Annotated in this window: 13 protein-coding genes, 6 tRNA genes and 2 rRNA genes (1 of these 21 running past the window's edge); 15 read left to right on the forward strand and 6 right to left on the reverse strand. The window is 48.8% G+C overall.

Features of this window, described 5'->3' with window-relative positions:
- The 11 genes from ACSQ8P_RS03845 to ACSQ8P_RS03895 form a co-directional block, all read left to right on the forward strand.
- Window positions 1-2,381, forward strand: a 23S ribosomal RNA gene (locus ACSQ8P_RS03845) (it extends 534 nt beyond the left edge of the window).
- 72 nt (window positions 2,382-2,453) lie between these two features.
- Window positions 2,454-2,570, forward strand: a 5S ribosomal RNA gene (gene rrf / locus ACSQ8P_RS03850).
- A 29-nt stretch (window positions 2,571-2,599) separates the two neighbouring features.
- Window positions 2,600-2,676, forward strand: a tRNA-Met gene (locus tag ACSQ8P_RS03855).
- A 7-nt stretch (window positions 2,677-2,683) separates the two neighbouring features.
- A tRNA-Lys gene (locus ACSQ8P_RS03860) sits at window positions 2,684-2,759 on the forward strand.
- 19 nt (window positions 2,760-2,778) lie between these two features.
- Window positions 2,779-2,858, forward strand: a tRNA-Leu gene (locus ACSQ8P_RS03865).
- Window positions 2,859-2,901: 43 nt separating this feature from the next.
- A tRNA-Gly gene (locus tag ACSQ8P_RS03870) sits at window positions 2,902-2,976 on the forward strand.
- A gap of 9 nt (window positions 2,977-2,985) precedes the next feature.
- A tRNA-Arg gene (locus ACSQ8P_RS03875) sits at window positions 2,986-3,062 on the forward strand.
- An 18-nt stretch (window positions 3,063-3,080) separates the two neighbouring features.
- A tRNA-Pro gene (locus tag ACSQ8P_RS03880) sits at window positions 3,081-3,154 on the forward strand.
- A 131-nt stretch (window positions 3,155-3,285) separates the two neighbouring features.
- Complete coding sequence (locus ACSQ8P_RS03885) at window positions 3,286-4,485, forward strand: MFS transporter (RefSeq protein ID WP_436233974.1); 1,200 nt, start codon at window positions 3,286-3,288, stop codon at window positions 4,483-4,485.
- A gap of 69 nt (window positions 4,486-4,554) precedes the next feature.
- Complete coding sequence (locus tag ACSQ8P_RS03890; RefSeq protein ID WP_436233975.1) at window positions 4,555-5,433, forward strand: aldo/keto reductase; 879 nt, start codon at window positions 4,555-4,557, stop codon at window positions 5,431-5,433.
- 120 nt (window positions 5,434-5,553) lie between these two features.
- Complete coding sequence (locus tag ACSQ8P_RS03895) at window positions 5,554-7,554, forward strand: transglycosylase domain-containing protein (RefSeq protein ID WP_436233976.1); 2,001 nt, start codon at window positions 5,554-5,556, stop codon at window positions 7,552-7,554.
- 56 nt (window positions 7,555-7,610) lie between these two features.
- Here ACSQ8P_RS03895 and ACSQ8P_RS03900 read toward each other — a convergent pair whose 3' ends face one another.
- Window positions 7,611-8,432, reverse strand: coding sequence for a hypothetical protein (locus ACSQ8P_RS03900; RefSeq protein WP_436233977.1), 822 nt, complete (start codon window positions 8,430-8,432; stop codon window positions 7,611-7,613).
- A gap of 85 nt (window positions 8,433-8,517) precedes the next feature.
- Window positions 8,518-9,432, reverse strand: a complete 915-nt coding sequence (gene hprK, locus ACSQ8P_RS03905) for an HPr(Ser) kinase/phosphatase (protein WP_436233978.1) — start codon at window positions 9,430-9,432, stop codon at window positions 8,518-8,520.
- Between the two features lie 193 nt (window positions 9,433-9,625).
- Here hprK and ACSQ8P_RS03910 point away from each other — a divergent pair, with 193 nt between their 5' ends.
- Window positions 9,626-9,895 carry a zinc ribbon domain-containing protein gene (locus ACSQ8P_RS03910; protein WP_436233979.1) on the forward strand — a complete coding sequence of 90 codons (270 nt, stop codon included), beginning with the start codon at window positions 9,626-9,628 and terminating at the stop codon, window positions 9,893-9,895.
- Window positions 9,896-10,100: 205 nt separating this feature from the next.
- Here the strand turns inward: ACSQ8P_RS03910 and ACSQ8P_RS03915 are convergent, their stop codons facing one another.
- From ACSQ8P_RS03915 to ACSQ8P_RS03930, 4 genes are all read right to left on the reverse strand, one after another.
- The gene (locus ACSQ8P_RS03915; protein WP_155993910.1) at window positions 10,101-10,271 is read right to left on the reverse strand and encodes a hypothetical protein; all 171 of its coding nucleotides are present in this window, start codon (window positions 10,269-10,271) and stop codon (window positions 10,101-10,103) included.
- Window positions 10,272-10,433: 162 nt separating this feature from the next.
- Window positions 10,434-11,816, reverse strand: a complete 1,383-nt coding sequence (locus ACSQ8P_RS03920) for a DUF4129 domain-containing protein (RefSeq protein ID WP_436233980.1) — start codon at window positions 11,814-11,816, stop codon at window positions 10,434-10,436.
- Window positions 11,797-12,930 (reverse strand): DUF58 domain-containing protein, encoded by a 1,134-nt coding sequence (locus tag ACSQ8P_RS03925; protein WP_436233981.1) that lies wholly within the window; start codon window positions 12,928-12,930, stop codon window positions 11,797-11,799. Before ACSQ8P_RS03925 ends, ACSQ8P_RS03920 begins: the two co-directional genes overlap by 20 nt.
- Window positions 12,931-12,937: 7 nt before the next feature.
- A complete protein-coding gene (locus tag ACSQ8P_RS03930) occupies window positions 12,938-13,894 on the reverse strand; it encodes an AAA family ATPase (protein WP_436233982.1) in 957 nt (318 codons plus the stop codon).
- Window positions 13,895-14,220: 326 nt separating this feature from the next.
- Here ACSQ8P_RS03930 and ACSQ8P_RS03935 point away from each other — a divergent pair, with 326 nt between their 5' ends.
- The 3 genes from ACSQ8P_RS03935 to ACSQ8P_RS03945 all read left to right on the forward strand — a co-directional run bounded on the left by ACSQ8P_RS03935 (window position 14,221) and on the right by ACSQ8P_RS03945 (window position 18,665).
- On the forward strand, window positions 14,221-15,879 hold the full coding sequence (locus ACSQ8P_RS03935) for a response regulator (RefSeq protein ID WP_436233983.1): 1,659 nt from the start codon (window positions 14,221-14,223) through the stop codon (window positions 15,877-15,879).
- A 67-nt stretch (window positions 15,880-15,946) separates the two neighbouring features.
- Entirely contained in the window at window positions 15,947-17,692 is a 1,746-nt protein-coding gene (locus ACSQ8P_RS03940; RefSeq protein ID WP_436239450.1) for a histidine kinase, read from the forward strand.
- 4 nt (window positions 17,693-17,696) lie between these two features.
- Entirely contained in the window at window positions 17,697-18,665 is a 969-nt protein-coding gene (locus ACSQ8P_RS03945) for a substrate-binding domain-containing protein (protein WP_436233984.1), read from the forward strand.
- The last annotated feature ends 77 nt before the right edge of the window (window positions 18,666-18,742 follow it).

Raw genomic sequence — 18,742 nt, forward strand, 5'->3', positions numbered from 1 at the left:
GAGTGAAAAAGAACCTGAAACCGTGTGCTTACAAAAAGTCAGAGCCCTCTATATGGGTGATGGCGTGCCTTTTGTAGAATGAACCGGCGAGTTACGTTCCCGTGCGAGGTTAAGTTGAAAAGACGGAGCCGCAGCGAAAGCGAGTCTGAATAGGGCGCTTTAGTACGTGGACGTAGACCCGAAACCGTGTGATCTACCCCTGTCCAGGGTGAAGGTGAGGTAACACTCACTGGAGGCCCGAACCCACGAATGTTGAAAAATTCGGGGATGAGGTGGGGGTAGCGGAGAAATTCCAATCGAACTCGGAGATAGCTGGTTCTCCCCGAAATAGCTTTAGGGCTAGCCTCGGATGTTGAGTTGTGGAGGTAAAGCACTGATTGGGTGCGGGGCCCGCCAAGGGTTACCAAGTCCAGTCAAACTCTGAATGCCACAAACTTAAATCCGGGAGTCAGACAGTGAGTGCTAAGATCCATTGTCAAAAGGGAAACAGCCCAGACCATCAGCTAAGGTCCCCAAGTGTGTGTTAAGTGGGAAAGGATGTGGAGTTGCACAGACAACCAGGATGTTGGCTTAGAAGCAGCCACCATTGAAAGAGTGCGTAATAGCTCACTGGTCGAGTGACTCTGCGCCGAAAATGTAACGGGGCTAAACACGCCACCGAAGCTATGGCTTGCACGTATGTGCATGGGTAGGGGAGCGTTGTATGTACGTTGAATTCTGACCGTAAGGACAGGTGGAGCGCATACAAGTGAGAATGCCGGTATAAGTAACGAAAAGATCAGTGAGAATCTGATCCGCCGAAAACCTAAGGGTTCCTGAGGAAGGCTCGTCCGCTCAGGGTAAGTCGGGACCTAAGGCGAGGCCGAAAGGCGTAGTCGATGGACAACAGGTGGAAATTCCTGTACCACCGTAGCCGTTATGAGCAATGGAGTGACGCAGAAGGATAGTGACGCGAGCTGATGGATGCTCGTCCAAGCAGTGAGGCTGATGTGTAGGCAAATCCGCACATCGTAAGGCTGGGCTGTGATGGGGAGGGAAATTTAAGTACCGAAGGTCATGAGTTCACACTGCCAAGAAAAGCTTCTAGCCAGGCGAAGGTGCCCGTACCGCAAACCGACACAGGTGGGTGAGAAGAGAATTCTAAGGCGCGCGGAAGAACTCTCGTTAAGGAACTCGGCAAAATGACCCCGTAACTTCGGGAGAAGGGGTGCCTCGGTAGGGTGAATAGCCCGAGGGGGCCGCAGTGAAAAGGCCCAAGCGACTGTTTAGCAAAAACACAGGTCTGTGCGAAGCCGCAAGGCGAAGTATACGGGCTGACGCCTGCCCGGTGCTGGAAGGTTAAGAGGAGTGGTTAGGGGCAACCCGAAGCTATGAATTGAAGCCCCAGTAAACGGCGGCCGTAACTATAACGGTCCTAAGGTAGCGAAATTCCTTGTCAGGTAAATTCTGACCCGCACGAATGGCGTAACGACTTGGGCGCTGTCTCAACGAGAGATCCGGTGAAATTTTAATACCTGTGAAGATGCAGGTTACCCGCGACAAGACGGAAAGACCCCATGGAGCTTTACTGCAGCTTGATATTGGACTTTGGTACGATCTGTACAGGATAGGTGGGAGCCTTTGAAGCCTGAGCGCCAGCTTGGGTGGAGGCGCCGTTGGGATACCACCCTGATCGTATCGGAGTTCTAACCTAGTACCGTGATCCGGTATGGGGACAGTGTCAGGTGGGCAGTTTGACTGGGGCGGTCGCCTCCTAAAATGTAACGGAGGCGTTTAAAGGTTCCCTCAGAATGGTTGGAAATCATTCGCAGAGTGCAAAGGCATAAGGGAGCTTGACTGCGAGACCTACAAGTCGAGCAGGGACGAAAGTCGGACTTAGTGATCCGGTGGTACCGAATGGAAGGGCCATCGCTCAACGGATAAAAGCTACCCTGGGGATAACAGGCTTATCTCCCCCAAGAGTCCACATCGACGGGGAGGTTTGGCACCTCGATGTCGGCTCATCGCATCCTGGGGCTGAAGTAGGTCCCAAGGGTTGGGCTGTTCGCCCATTAAAGCGGTACGCGAGCTGGGTTCAGAACGTCGTGAGACAGTTCGGTCCCTATCTGTCGCGGGCGTAGGAAATTTGAGAGGAGCTGTCCTTAGTACGAGAGGACCGGGATGGACGTACCGCTGGTGTACCAGTTGTCTCGCCAGAGGCATCGCTGGGTAGCTATGTACGGAGGGGATAAGCGCTGAAAGCATCTAAGCGCGAAGCCCCCCTCAAGATGAGATTTCCCAGTATGTAAGACCCCTTGTAGACGACGAGGTTGATAGGTTCGAGGTGGAAGTGCGGCAACGTATGCAGCTGACGAATACTAATCGGTCGAGGGCTTAACCAAAATTCCTGAGTATAGTACTTTACGTTGAAGTTTCGTATCTAGTTTTCAAGGCGCAAACAAACGCTTTGACTGTTTGGTGATGATGGCGGAAGGGATCCACGCGTTCCCATCTCGAACACGACCGTTAAGCCTTCCAGCGTCGATGGTACTTGAACCGCAGGGTTCTGGGAGAGTAGAACGTTGCCAAGCAGTTTCCCTTACGGGAGCTTGATCTATGACGCGGGGTGGAGCAGCCCGGTAGCTCGTCGGGCTCATAACCCGAAGGCCGCAGGTTCAAATCCTGCCCCCGCAACCAATGATTTGAGTCATTAGCTCAGTTGGTAGAGCACCTGACTTTTAATCAGGGTGTCGTAGGTTCGAATCCTACATGACTCACCATTTGCCTTATTTACAGCATGCGCGTATGGCGGAATTGGCAGACGCACTAGACTTAGGATCTAGCGGGTGACCGTGGGGGTTCAAGTCCCTCTACGCGCATCAAACATCCCCAAGTCGTATCTTACGGCTTGGGGATCCCTATGCGGAAGTGGCTCAGCGGTAGAGCATCGCCTTGCCAAGGCGAGGGTCGCGGGTTCGATCCCCGTCTTCCGCTCCATTTTAGTAAGCGCCCTTAGCTCAGCTGGATAGAGTATTTGACTACGAATCAAAAGGTCGGGAGTTCGAATCTCTCAGGGCGCGCCATTTTTATCAAAATCGTATCGGGACGTAGCTCAGCTTGGTAGAGCACCTGCTTTGGGAGCAGGGGGTCGCATGTTCAAATCGTGTCGTCCCGATCAAGAAAGAAAGCATAGACTGTCAGCTTCATGCTGATTGTGTCTATGCTTTTTTTTGTGCATCGGCATTTACTAATAACTGGGATTCAAGTTTCTGTTGGTGTATAGTAGACAAGGAGGAGGGCTGCAACATGGAACTACGCTGGAGACGGAATCTATTTATTTTATGGATTGGGGCATTCTTTTGCGCGATGGCGTACACACTCTCGATCCCGTTTATCCCTATATTTTTACAAGAAGACTTGGGTATACATAGTGGTTTAGAGGCATGGTCGGGTATCACGTTCTCTGTGAGCTTTCTCGCAAGTGCAGTTATCGCACCTTTTTGGGGCTCTCTAGCTGACAAATATGGCAGGAAGCCGATGCTGCTTCGTTCAGGGCTAAGCTTAAGCGCAGTCTATTTTCTTAACTATTTCGTAAATGATCCTTATACGTTTATTGTTGTTCGTGTTCTACAGGGACTTATGGCGGGCTATATCCCCGCATCGATGGCGTTAGTCAGTACGAACACACCGGAGAAGCATGTTGGTTATGCCTTAAGTGTCATGTCAACGGCGACGGCAGCTGGGAGCATCCTAGGCCCGTTGTTCGGGGGCATGCTCAGCCACTGGGTAGGGACAAGAGAATGTTTCTTGGCATCTGGATTTGTCGTACTCATTTCTGCTGTGATCGCCGTAGTTGGGGTGAAGGAAGTACATCACAAGAAAGCGGGCGCACGCCCAAGTGTGCTTCAGGACATCAGGCAAGCGACCGCTAATAAGCGGTTATTATCCATTTTTGGCTTAACCTTATTAGTAGCAACTTCGGTGATGATTTTGGAACCGCTTTTAACGATTTATGTTGTTCAAATCGGCGGAAGCGCCAAGGGGGCATCATTGAGCTCGGGTATTATTTTCTCCGCTGCAGGTGTGGCGACTGTCATCATGGGATCTAGATGGGGCATTATCGGGCAGCGAATCGGTTATGATAAAACGCTGCTTATTGGCTTAATCGGCGGGGGTATTGGGAATTTGCTGCAATTAGCGGTACATAGTCTAATCGGTTTCGGTGTGCTTCGGTTCAGTTATGGATTGTTTTTCGCTGCGGTCTATCCGGCCCTGAGCGCGCTTATTGTGAAAGCTTCCGATGCTGACTTCCGGGGGAGAGCGATGAGTCTTAACCAAACGTCGAATCAATTAGGGATGATGATCGGTCCTTTAATCGGCGGATTCCTTGGCGGTCTGGTTGGAATACATTCCGTATTTTTATTAACAGGGTGTGCGTTGCTGTTAGCAGCCGGTGTGTTACAGCTCAATCTGAGGAAGCAAGTGAAACAGATATCTGCGGACTGAGGTTTTAATACGATTAGATTTGTAAATAAAGATATACATACTCGATTACAGAAGGGAGCAAATCTAACGATGTTGAAGAGAACATTAGGTCGATTGAATAAGGAAACCTCTGTGTTGATGTTTGGTGCAGCTAGTCTAGGTCAGGTCACACAGGAGGAGGCAGATGCCTCGATCGCTTTCGCACTGGCACATGGTATTGATCATTTTGATACAGCGGCGAGCTATGGAGATGCTGAGATACGAATGGGCCCGACGATTAGCCTGGTGCGGAATGATATTTTTTTAGCTACCAAAACAGGGCAAAGAACGAAAAAGGAAGCAAAGGAAGAAATCTATCGCTCTTTGGAGAGGATGAAGGTAGATACCGTCGACCTGCTGCAACTGCATGCGGTGGGATCGATGGAGGAATTAGATCGCTGCACGGCAAAGGGCGGATCGCTAGAAGCGGTATTAGAAGCGCAAAGCGAGGGTATTGTGAAGGAAATCGGGATCACAGGTCACGGGCATCAGGCGCCGGCGGTTCATTTGGAAGCGCTCAGGAGGTTCCCTTTTGCCACCATACTCTTCCCTCTAAATTATTATATGTATAGCTTACCGGAATATCGGGAGGCTGTAGATGCTTTGATGGCGGAAGCGAACAAGCAACAGACGGCTATTCGGGTGATCAAAGCGATTGCGAAGGCACCTTGGATAGAAGGGGCGGAGCGTCCGTATGCGACGTGGTATGAGCCTTTTGATCAGCAGGAGATTATCGATGCTTGTGTGCACTTCGTGTTGTCGTTTCCAAGTGTATGTGGATTTGCGAGTGCGGGGGATGTGCATTTATTTCCCAAAATCGTGGATGCCGTAGAGCGCTATGGAACGATGAGCAAGGTGGAAATGGAACGAATTCTGAGTGGGATTAGCGGATATACGAGTGTTTTTGGAGCGCCGACGTCGATTGCTTAATGTGATAAGCCTTCACCCTATCTTTGTGGGTTGAAGGCTTTTTTGTGACTTTTTGCGTATATACGACACTTATTAGAGGTGCCATACGAATAGCTATGAGGTACGTTAGGAGGCATGGTTATGTTTAAATTATGGAAGGCAGTACCTCGACGCTTTTGGCAAGTTGCTGTTGGCGTAGTCCTAGTCGTGAGTGTGGGCGTGGTGTTCATGAGCTATTTTTACATAAAAGGACTTGATGTATCTCTGTTGAATCAGCCGCTTCCAGAGGCATCCGTCGTGCTCGATAAGAATGGACAAATAGCGTCGCAGCTATCTGCATCAAAGATTAATGCTGTGACCTTTAAGGAAATCCCACAGGTGCTTGTAGATGCGATTGTCGCTGTAGAAGATCGACGGTTCTATGAGCATAAGGGCGTAGACGTGAAGTCCATCTTCCGTGCTGTAGCCCGTGATGTGCTGAAAGGAAGTTATTCCGAGGGTGCCAGTACGATTACGCAGCAGTTAGCTCGTAATCTATTTCTTACTTCGGATAAAACAGTCGGTCGTAAATTGCGTGAAGCGGCTTATGCGATCAGAATAGAGACTAGCTACAGTAAGAATGACATTCTGGAAATGTATCTGAACAAGATATATTTTGGTGAAGGCAGTTGGGGTGTGCAGGGGGCAGCTAAAACGTATTTTAATAAAAATGTGACTGACATTACCCTGCCAGAAGCAGCGGTGTTGGCGGCATTGCCGAAGGCTCCAAGCCATTACTCCCCTTTTCAAAATGAAGAGCAAGCGCTGGAAAGAAGGAATACGGTCCTTAAGCTGATGCAGAAGGAAGGTAAAATATCTGGGCAGGATTACGATAAAGCAGCTGCTTCAGCACTTGGAGCCGTGAAGACGGTCAATATGGATGAGGCAAAAGGGAGAAATCGGGCTTATGTGGATGCTGTGATTGACGAGGCTGTAACCCTCTACGGGTTTACGGAAGAACAATTACTAACAGGCGGTTTGCGTATCACCACAGAGCTTGACCCTACGGTACAGAAAGCAGTTATAGATGTGTTTCACAATGATAGTCTGTTCCCAGAAAGCAAGCCAGATCAGCTTATACAGAGCGGTGCTGCTGTCGTCGATCAGAAATCAGGAGGGGTTAGAGCGTTAGCTGGTGGACGCGGGGAGGGGGTATTCCGGGGCTTCAGCCGTGCCACTCAGTTAAGGAGACAGCCAGGATCCGCTTTTAAGCCAGTCGCTGTGTATGGCCCTGCTCTGGAGTTAGGCTACAAGCCTTCAACCATGCTGTTTGATGGACCGCTGAATATCGAAGGCTATCAGCCGCAAGATTGGGATCACCAATCGAGGGGGCAAGTATCGATGCAAGAGGCCATTACTTCATCCTGGAATATACCTGCAGTTTGGCTTTTACATGAGATAGGCATCGATAATGGCTTGAAGTTTGCGAAGTCATTGGGGATAAGTCTACCAGCACAAGACAGGCAACTGGGTATTGCGCTTGGCGGGCTTTCCGAGGGGGTATCTCCGCTGCAGATGGCGCAGGCCTTTAGTGCCTTTGCAGCAAAGGGCGTCTTAAACCCTGCACATCTGATCGCCAAAATTGAGACCAATGACGGACATCTGCTTGTTCAAGCGAAAGGGAAGGGGCAGTCCGTAATGCGAGCTGAAACGGCCAATATGATGACGTCGATGCTGCAGACGGCAGTAGTGCAGGGGACAGGGAAGAATGCGGCTATGAATCGTCCCGTAGCAGGGAAATCAGGTACGACACAGCTGCCCGGTACGAAGGAGTTCGAGGGAATCGGCAGCGGAAGTGCCAAGGATGCTTGGTTCGTTGGCTATACGCCTGAGTTGACGGCAGCGGTATGGGTTGGTTATGACCGAACGGATGCGACGCATTATTTAACAACCTCGGGTGGGGCAGTGCCTGCTGTATTATTTCGTGAGATGCTGAGTCGTGCGTTAGCTCAAGCACCTGTTGTTCCTTTTGACATTCCAAAGAGTGTAGAATTGCCTCAGAAGGAAAGCTCCTCCTCGAATGAATCATCAACGAAGAAGGACAAGGAACAGCAAAAGCAAGCTGAACAAGGGCATGGACATGGTAAAGAGAAGAAAAAATAAGTAATAAAGCCCTCGAAATCCGGTTAAGGAGGACGAGGGCTTTATTTTTTTTCTAGTTAGTCATGCTTATCACTGTTACCGCGCTTTTTCTCATTCTTTTCTTTATCGTTATTTTTTTCTTTGACATGAACATTCAACTTGCCAGCATCTAGATCGTATTGTTTGGCGAGCTGCTCACTTAGTGCTTGCCGAGCACCGGGGGCGGTGAGGTCAACGGAACCTAGCAGTTTGGAGATCCAAGCCTGGGCTTGAGCACCCGTGAGATGAATCCTGCCGGCATGCGGAGACTGGATGCTCAGATCAAACTGAGGGCCATTTGCTCCCTTGGATTGTTTCAAATGGAAGTTGAAATGCTGCCCATCTACGCTAACATCCACATCCTTCAGGTCAGAACGGCTACCAGGTGGGGAAGCTTCTGGCTTATTTTTTTCCACCTTAGGAGAGGAAGTTGGCCCCACAGTTGAGCTGGGAGCTGCCAAATCAGGGACAGGAACAGATACTGGTACAGGCGATTCGCTCGGAACAGGAGAGACGGACTGAGCTGATTCAGAAGCGATCGCTGTTTCTGAAGATCCCTTCACATAAGCGGCCTGTTTCTTGTTATTCAGAATGACTTCAATTTCATTCCCAGTCTGTAAATCACTTAACTGAGCCTTCTCGTCATTCATATACACCCAGACGGATGAAGCCAAAGGTACGGTTTGATCACCGGTATCCGTATGTAAAGTAATCGTATCTGCCGTCAGAGCCGTTAGCTTACCTTGGATGGTTGTTGAAGTTGTCACGCTGGATGACGTTGCAGCATAAGCGGTCCAACCACAGAGCATCAGGGTAGCCATCGTAATAGCAATAATCGTTATTTTCATTTTTTTGTGCATCCTAAACACCTCCGCTAACAGTTTTCGAGCCGAAGGGAGGTTTTAGGACGGTACACCTAAATCTATACAGCGAAAAGAGACGAGACTAGTCTATGTCGGATTGCAGGCGCTGCATGAATTCTTCTGCTGCACTGTAGCCCTGTTGACGCAGATACCAGCTATTGGCGGCTGCTTCGATAAGACCGGCTACATCACGTCCGGGCTGTAACTGGATCTCAATATGGGGAATCGAAATGTCCATATATTCGGTGAAAGTGGGTTCTAGTTCGAGATCATTGTTCAGCGCATGTTCCTGCCACTTCGTAAGCTCGATATCGAGTACGATGCGTGTTTCATCTTGAAAAGCTTTGCGGCCATAAAGCCGTGAGACGTTGATGAGTCCGACACTGCGCAGCGCGAGGAATTCCTTCGTTTTACCATTGTGCGTACCGAGCAGCGTTTCAGGGCTAATCTTCTTGAGCACCACGATATCATCGGCGACTAGGCGATGCCCTCTGCGGATCAGCGTGTGAGCTGTTTCGCTCTTGCCAACACCTGATTTCCCGCGCAGCAGGATGCCGATCCCTGAAACATTGACGCAGACCCCGTGGACGGCGATCTCCTGAGCAAGCGATTTGCTCAAAAATAAATCAACCAAGTCCTGGAATTTGCTCGTATGAGCACTCGTGCGGAGAAGAGGGATCTTCTCTTCTTCGCAGTATTTCTTTAAGTATTTCAAGCCTTCTTGGTTTCTCGTTACGACGAAACAAGGCGGGTGATATTTGACAATATTACCGATGTGCAAATTTCTTTCATTTTCGCTGAGCTTATGTAGGTAGGTGATTTCCTTGCGGCCTAATAGCTGCACATGCGCTTGTGGGAAATATTCAAAATAGCCGACAAATTCCAAACCAGGGCGGTGTGCCTTCGTTTTGGTAATAGGACGGTGGAGTTCCGAATGGCCAGCGAGAATTTCGAGCGAAAAGCGTTCAACTAAATCTTTTACAGTGACGGACTTCAAACGGGTGATCCTCCTTCGAGTTGATCATTAGATCGTTCTCTACTAGATTCTCTTTCATATAGGAACAATCCTTTAAAATAAGGCGCACGAGCCCACTGAACATTGGTATGACAAGGATTTCCAAAGTTTTTTATTGCTTTTGTAAGCTAAGTTGGTATGATTATAGGAAAAGCAGTAAGGGGATCGAACGAACATGGAAGTAACCTATAAGAACTGTCAAAGCTGCGGGATGCCTCTCGCTCGGGACGAGCAAGGCGGCGGTACGGAGAAAACGGGTATCAAGAGTAAGGTATATTGCAGTCATTGCTACCAAAACGGTGCGTTCACATCGCCTGATCTAACGGTTGAACAGATGAGAGAACTGGTTAAAGGGAAATTAGTTGAGTTTGGGTTTCCGCGATTTCTAACAGGGTTATTCACAAGGAATATCCCTAAATTGAAAAGATGGTCGTCTAATAAGTGAGAAAACCTCTATCGAGGCCATTCAAAGATGAGCGACCGCGTATGAAGAGGAGAGACTTTGGTCTCCGACCAAAGATCCCTATATATGGTTTTATCGCCAAATCGAAAACTTATACTTTCTATTGTGGAAAAAAATAACGCTCTGCACCCGAGGTGTAGAGCGTTTTCTAATTAGTTGGTTCCCTTATCTTTGTATGTAAAAGCAGCTATCTGTGAAAGCCGCATTTTTTGGCAAGTGTTGGCCATGTCGAGAGAAACATGCTTTCCCACCTGTCTTCAGGTAATACGAGGATCCATCTGGCGATTTGATCCAAGCCCATTTCGTAAAGCGTGTGAAGCACTTCTTCTTTTTCTGATCCGGTTTTTAATGCTAACATCTCAAAACCACCTCAATCGAATGTATTCAAACAATTATGTATATGCGAAGTTTTGAAAATATGTGACTGGAATTTTCAAAAAGCCTGTTCATAAGCCTAGGAAGAAGCTTGTTCTTTGTAATATTTGGAAATTAAAGGAATGTGGTTTAGGGTAGGCTTATCTCATTTCAACTGATTCCGAATGATCGGATCAAGGGTTTGGAGCACCTGAGTAAGCTCTTCGTCTGTGACTGCCTCTCGACCGTATCGCACCCGATTATAAGCCTTGGTAAGGGCGTGAACAGAAGCTTCTGAAAGTTGAGTTTGATGTGTGAGCTCCCAGCCTGTTTCGTTAGGGGTTAATGCGCGTTTGAAGGCGTAACCGCTCTTGCTCGCTTGTCCAATCAACACACGGTACAGATAGCGGATACGCTCTTGGTTGTTCGGTAGTTGAGACCAAGAGAGCTCGCGAACGGACGTAGGCCACAGTTTTGAGCTTGCTTTGCGCCACCATAGATTAGGAAGCTCTCTCCAATCGAGAAGGGCTTCTTTCTCATCGGTATACCCCTCAGTTGCATCTCCTTGTTCCCGACGCAGCGATCGCTTCCAAAAGCGCCGAATGAAGGAGAGAAGCGCTGGTGCTAGCTTCATCAAGATCAGATAGAGGCAGCATAGGATGAGTGCAATGACCAACACATAGCCTACAATTTGCACAAGATATTGCATGAGAATCCCAAACCAACCTGGTTCATGAGGTGAAGCTGGCGGGAGTCCCAAAGGAGGCGGTGCTGAAGGGCTGGCCTCAGGAACATCAGGTGGTGCTTCGGATGACATCAATCCCAGCAGCCAAGCTAGGAAGCCATGGAGAAGGCGCATGAGGCCTTGCTTGATTTGCTGAAAGTAAGCGACGGCAGCGATAACCGCAATAAAGCCGATTAACCAAATGCGACTGGAACGTTTCACGGTTTGCGACAGCGACGAAGCGGCAGCGCGATCATTCCCTGCTAAGGTAGCGACAAGAAGCTGCGTGCGATTCGTCATAAAGAAGAAGAGAATCAGGGTAGCGAATCCGAGCCCGTTCAAGGCTATTTTGTACGGATGCATAAGCTCTACTCGGGTCATAATGGGAACACCAATGAAGTACATGACACCAGAGATCACGAAAACGCCAGATGTATAAAGGGAGAGCCATCCATCTTTGGTATACCGAATACCCCGATAGACGAGTAGTGCACCAATTGCCGCACATAAAGCAACGTGCAAGGGTTCCATTTGAAATACATAGGATAATCCATAACCTGCGGCCACACAGACAAGAAACTCGTACCCTTTGCGAGAGAGCCATTTCAACTGTCCCAAGTAGGCGCCGATCACGAAGCTGAGCAGTAGTTGGATACATGTCAAACCAAGCGCGCTATCGAATACATAAACTTGAGATAACGTAACTAGCGGAGCAAAGATAGCCAGCTCGACGATACCAAATAAGAGTGCAAGGCCGCATCCCAGTAGAAGGTAGGATAAACGAGAAGGCGGAGAATTCGTTCGATTAAGCAAGGGCTTGAGCATCGGATGAAGTCACCTCCTTATCGCTGAGATCAAGAAGATTATGATGCAAGGGGACAAGGAAGACGGAATGTCCAGATGCTTCGAGTCGTTCGATGCTGCGTGCCATCCCCTCAGAAACAAAGGCGGTCAACAGGATGATATCCAGCGCCTCACCTTCCACCTCGATGCCATAATCGAGAAAATCTTCACAGGAACGAGCACAAGAGATCGCGAGCTTCGCCATCGTTTGAAAAAGATGCTCCAATTGCCCCCAGCCGCCTTCAGGCGCACAGTACACGGGAGTACCTGGTTCATTCAGCAGCCAACCGTTATAGCCAAAACCGACTGGAACACCTCGGCTAACGGCATGTTCGGCTAACGTTGCCGCATAGGAGAGGGCTTTTTCGACAAGTTCAGGGTCAGTTACGGCATCCCACATTGTTTCGGTGACCTGACTGTTAACGACGATAAGTAATCGGGGATCAGCCGTGAATTCACGGTTGTACACCTGAAGCCGCTGGCTGCGCGCCGTTGCTTTCCAATGAATGCTATTCATCGTATCACCATAGCGGTATTCCCTTGCACCGGAAACGAGAAATGGATCAGGCATGATCCAGCGCTGGACTGTTACATCGCCTTGCCAACGGCTAGACAGAAGCGGAATGTCATCGCGATTTACTAGGCGCGGGTATACTAGAAGCTCTACATGTATGCGGTGCGTGGTAGAGGCTGCTTGTAAACCGACGAAATCACCCATCGTTGCAGCAATAGTTTCTAGCTTGTACCAACCGCGTTTCGCAGCATGCACACCATGGCGCCGCACGATGCGGGTATAGGGCATTAGGCTGAATAGACTGCGATGATTTTGAAAAAGGGAGCCGCTGCTCACTTCCAGATTGTTCATTTGTGTGAAGTGAAGTCCCGCATGAATCGTTGACTCCAAGCGCAGCCAGGGAATCGGCGCAAGCTTACGATTCACGATGGTTTCAATCATGAGAATGTCATCGCCGACATGGCAATGTGTCGTATTAAAGGTTCGTTCAATGCGAAGTCCGCGAAACCCCCAGCGGGCGAAAAACTGAAACTGGAGGAAGAACAGAAGGGCAGCGATAATGACTATCCAGCTTATGCTCATCCGTCCGTTACCCCATTTTCACTTCCGTAGGAACGGGGGTAGCGGCAAGTACGCTCTTCAGCAGCGCAAGCACCTGCTGATCCTGCTGGCGCGAGCGCGTGCGCAGCAGAACGCGATGCGCCCAGACGGGCGCCACCAGCGCCTTGACGTCGTCCGGCAGCACGTATTCGCGGCCGCGCAGCGCCGCATACACCTGCGCTGCCTTCATCAAGGCGCGCACGCCGCGCGGGCTGACGCCGAGCGCGGCATCCGCATGCGTGCGCGTCGCTTCCGCGAGCTGCACGATGTAGTGCAGCAGCTCGTCACTGACGCGCACCTGCGTGAACAGCAGCTGCGCTTCGAGCAGCTCAGCACGGCTCACGACCGGCAGCAGCTGATCCAGCGGATCTTGCTGCTGGTAGCGCTGCAAGATCAAGACCTGCTCGGCTGCCGTCGGATAGCCGAGGGACAGCTTCATCAGGAAGCGGTCGAGCTGCGCTTCCGGCAGAGGAAAGGTCCCCTGATTCTCGACAGGGTTCTGCGTGGCAATGACGAGGAACGGCGCTTCCAGCTTGCGCGTTTCCCCGTCGATGCTGACCTGGCGCTCCTCCATGCTCTCCAGCAAGCTGGACTGGGTGCGCGGCGTCGCGCGGTTAATCTCATCGGCAAGCACGATGTGAGCGAAAAGAGGGCCTGGGCGGAATTCGAATTCACCCAGCTTCTGGTTGAAGAAATTGATGCCGCTTACATCGGATGGCAGTAAGTCGGGCGTGAACTGGATGCGCTTCATGGAGCCGTCCAGGGAGCGGGCTAGTGCTTTGGCCAGCTGGGTTTTACCTGTGCCAGGCACATCTTCGAGCAGAACGTGACCGGATGCGATCAGTGCGATGACCAGGAGCTCGACGGTATCATTTTTTCCTATAATAACGTGACCAACGTTTTCTTTGATGCGAGAAGCGATGCGTTCAATAGGTGCGATATTCAAATGATTAACCTCCTAAATAATGAATGATACGAATGAAATGACACAACAGAACAATAAGGGTGTTAATGAGATGATGTAAGTGGTGACAAGGTTAGATCATGGTTTATTGAGGTGTCAAGATTTACATATGCTTCACGCTTAGTTTAACATCCCATAGGGGATTTTTACCAATGTTTCCTCGGATAGCTATCGGTTCTATTTGTATGTTTCCTTGGGCAATAATCAATTCTATTTGTATATTCGATAGGCAGTGAGTACAATGGTGGTGATAATGAGAAAATACGATGAGATTTGCTTCTAAAATGGGGAGTCCTGGGAGGTCAGGCATGTACAAGCTGCTGTTAGTGGATGACGAAGAGGATGTGCGCGAAGGTGTCGTCCGTGAAATAAATTGGGAAGCGATTGACTTTGAAGTCGTCGATAAGGCGGAGAACGGGAAAGAAGCGCTGGAGATGGTCGAGCGTCTGCAGCCGGATGTGGTTGTGACGGATATTCAGATGCCTTTCATGAATGGCTTGCAGCTTGCTGAAGCAATTAGAGAGCGCTTTCCCACGATTAAGCTCATCATCCTGACAGGGCATGATGAATTTGAGTACGCCCAACGGGCGATTAAGCTGCATATTGATGAATATGTGCTAAAGCCATTTTCTGCACAGGAGCTGGTGAATGCTTTACTGAAGGTGAAAGCCCAAGTGCAGGAAGAGGTTGCGCATCGGGAGGATGTGCAGCTGCTGAAGGAGCATTACCGCAAGAGTATGCCGGTGCTGAAGGAGAATTTCTTAGCGACATTAATGAATCGGAAGCTCCCCCGGGACGAGGTATTTGAGAAGGCAACGAACTATGGGATTGATCTTAGCGGAAATAGCTATGTGGTAGCCGTTTTGAGCATTGATGGGGTCTTTATTTCGGAAGAGGATTTGGAGAATCGGGAAGAACTGTCGAAGTCGATATCCTTGAAATATTCGGAGGATCAGGCGTTGAAGTATTTCGCCCTCTTAAATATTACCGAAGAAATCGCCAACAAGCGCAGCCTCGGCCTCGTTTTCATGCATGATGATCAGGTTGTATTGTTAGCGGCGAGAGAGATTAGGGACAAGGAAGCGGCGCTGCAGGAGACGATGAGAGTGCTGGAAGAAATTCGGCAGAGTGTGGAAAAATATTTGAAATTCACCCTAACTGTTGGGGTGGGCGGTGTGATGAAGGACGTCACGAAGATCAGCTATTCGTATGAAGATGCTGTGCTTTCTCTCGACTATCGACTTATTCTGGGCAGCAATCGCATGATTTACATTGATGATGTGGAGAAGCGCAGTGTGGATAAGATTCGATTTGACGATGTAAAGGAACATGCGTTGACCCGCTGTATTAAAGTAGGCACGATGCAGGAGATCCGGGAGACGATTGATGAGCTGTTTCAGGGCATCGAGGCCGGTGTGTCGGTGAAGGATTATCAGATCTATTTGCTTGAAATTCTTACCTGCATACTGAAAGCGGCTAAGGACTCGAACCTGAATGTCGACGAAGTATTTGGCGAGAGTTTCATCCCTTTTACAGAGATTAATAAATTCACTTCCTTGGAGGAAGCGAAGCATTGGTTGGCTGAGCTTTGCGCGAGCATGATGAGTCATATTGCCACGGATCGTCAATACACGTATAAAAACCTCGTGGAACTGGCGAAAGATTATACGAAGAGCCACTTTCATGAGGGCGATATCAATATTAATAAGGTGTGTGGGCATCTACACATCAGCGCGGGGTATTTCAGCTCTATTTTCAAAAAAGAAACCAAAATGACCTTCGTCAACTATTTGAACCACATTCGGATGGAAGCAGCGAAAGAGCTCTTGCGTTCTACGGATATGAAGCTACTTACAATCGCTGAGAAGGTGGGCTATGCGGATGCTAATTATTTCAGCTTCTCATTTCGCAAAAACGTTGGCGTTTCCCCGAAGGAGTATCGTAATAACAGCGCCAAAGGGCTGTAGGAACTAGAAGGGGGAGAATTGCTTGAAACGCAGAGTGAGTACGCTGCTGAAGAATTTATATAACGTAATGCTCGATACGATGCGGGTAAAAAGTATTCAGTTTACGATAACGATGTCATTCATTCTTATTACGGTAACGGTCATGCTCATTGTCTCCTTGGTGCTCTATAATAAATTTGCTAAAACAGCGGAGGAGAGCGCCTTTTTGAATACAGCGCAGGTGATTGAGCAGGTTCAATTCAACCTGGAGCAGTATATCAAGGGGATGTCAGATACGTTCGAAGTCGTGGATGCCAAAATTGCGAGAAGCCGCGGTATTCCGTCGGACAAGCTGCTCGAACAGCTAGAAACGATTGCCAGTACGCGTGAGGATATTGTGTCTATTCATCTATTTACCGCGGATGGCGGATTGGTCACCGGTGTGCCAACGACAGAGATGCGCAAAAATACACGGCTGCTCGAGCAGCCGTGGTTTAGGTCTGCCCTCGATAATCCGAACCATCTTACTTTTTCCTTACCACATATCCAAAACCTATTTAAAGATCCCTACAAGTGGGTGGTTTCCATGAGCAAAGGGATCACGATTGAGCAGAATGGGAGCATGGTGGATGCCGTTATTTTGGTAGATATCAATTTCAAGACGCTGGACGATGTGTTTCGAACCGTTTCGCTTGGAAAGAAGGGTTATGTCTATATCATTGACGATTCTGCAGGCAGCATTGTGTATCATCCGCAGCAGCAGCTTATTTATATTGGACTGAAGTATGAAAATGTGGAGCAAGCACTTAAATTTTCATATGGCCGATATATGGATGTGAGCGAGGGCGAGTCGCGGTTAAATGTTGTGCGGACGGTCAATAACATCGGATGGAAAATCATTGGTGTCTCCTATCTCGATGAAATGGTGACGACGCGCAAGGAAATTTCGACGTTCATGATTTGGCTGTTAGTGATCGTACTGTTATTTATTTTGTTGATTTCCTCGTTCATGTCTGCGCGTATTTCCCAGCCGATTAAACGACTGAAGAAGTCGATGGAGATGGTCGAGAAAGGGCATTTCGACACGTATATTCATGTGCGTGGAGCCGATGAGGTCGAGCAGCTGTCGCGGCGCTTCAATCTGATGGTATCCAGGGTTCGCGAGCTGATGGATCAGAGTATCGAGGAGCAGGAGATTAAGCGGAAGAACGAACTGGAGGTTCTTCAATCGCAGATTAATCCGCATTTTTTATACAATACACTCAATTCAGTCGTTCGGATGGTTGGCAATGGGAGGACGGAAGAGGTTGTGACGACGATCACATCGCTGTCGAAGTTTTTCCGGATATCGCTCAGCAAAGGCAAAAATATTATTACGATCGGGGAAGAGATCGAGCATATTCGCAACTATTTGATTATCCAGAAGATGCGTTATAAGGACAAGTTTGAATATGAGATCCGCGTTTCGGAAGAGGTGCTTCCCTACAAAACGCTCAAGCTGATTCTGCAGCCTTTTGTGGAAAATGCGCTCTATCACGGGATCGAGTATATGGTGGATGAAGGATTAATTGAGCTCATTGTGACGATGGATAGGGGGAAGATTCTCTTTGAGATTCGAGATAATGGGGTCGGGATGTCAGAGGAAACACTGAAGAGCATTATGTCCGGTCAGGTGAAGAGTGAAAAGGGCTCAGGTGTGGGACTACGAAATGTGCATGAGCGGATTCAGCTTTATTTTGGCATGGAGTACGGAGTCCATGTTACTAGTGAGCTTGAGGAAGGAACAATCGTCACGATTACGATTCCAGCCTTACTAGATGAGGAAGGGGGTTAGGACGATGAGAATGAAACCCATGATGATTGCTGTTCTTATCGCTTTGCTTTCGTTGTCTTCTTGCACAGAGCGTGTCGAAACCATGCCTACGGAGCAGAAGAAGCACCTGGAGGTTGTTCTACGTAGTCAAGAAGGCGACTATTGGAAAACGGTAAAGATGGGAGCAGAGGTCGCGGCGAAGGAGTTCGATGTTGCACTGGACTTCCGAGCACCAGGCGATGAAGCGGATGTGAAGGGGCAGATTGCCCTCATGGAACAGTCCATTTCTAGTAGTCCAGATGCGATTGTCTTGGCGGCTAATGATTATATTGAGCTGTCTGCTGTCGTTGATGAAGCGGATAAGGCGCATATTCCAGTTATTACGATCGACTCTGAGGTCGAGACGAAGCACGTGCAGAGCTTTATCGGTGCGAATCATTACGAAGCGGGTCAATTAGCAGGGAAACAATTGATAAAGCTGATCGGCAAGAGCGGGCAAATTGCGATCGTGAGCTTTAAGCCAGGAGAGCGAAATACGGAACTGCGGGAAAAAGGGCTGTTGGACGAAATAGCGAAGTATCCCGAAGTTCAGGTAATCGACAAGGCATACAGTTTAACGGATCGGGAACTGGCTGCCCAGCTTACAGATAAAATCATCGACAAGCATCCAGAGTTGGATGGGATTGTAGCCTTGAATGAAATTTCTTCTAGCGGCGTTGCCAGCGCGGTTCAGAGTCGGAATTTACAAGAGAAGGTGAAAATCATCACGTTTGACAGTACCTCCGAGGAGCTAGAGCTGCTCCAAGAGGGTGTTATTCAAGCAACGATTATTCAAAATCCGTTTAGCATCGGTTACTTGGGCGTGAAAAATGCGGTAGATGCCATTGAAGGAAAAACGGTGTCAAAGCGCGTAGAGACTGGGATTAAGGCGATTGATCTGAGTAATATGTTCTGGTCAGACAATCAAAAATTGCTATTTCCATTTATTAAGTAATAGAAAGTGATGAGAATTTCGATAGAAGACATGAGGATATTGCATTTGTTTATGCTCTTTGAACCATTATAGTAAGG

Source organism: Paenibacillus sp. LjRoot153, from assembly GCF_964253085.1.
In the GTDB taxonomy this organism is placed as follows: Bacteria; Bacillota; Bacilli; order Paenibacillales; family NBRC-103111; genus Paenibacillus_E.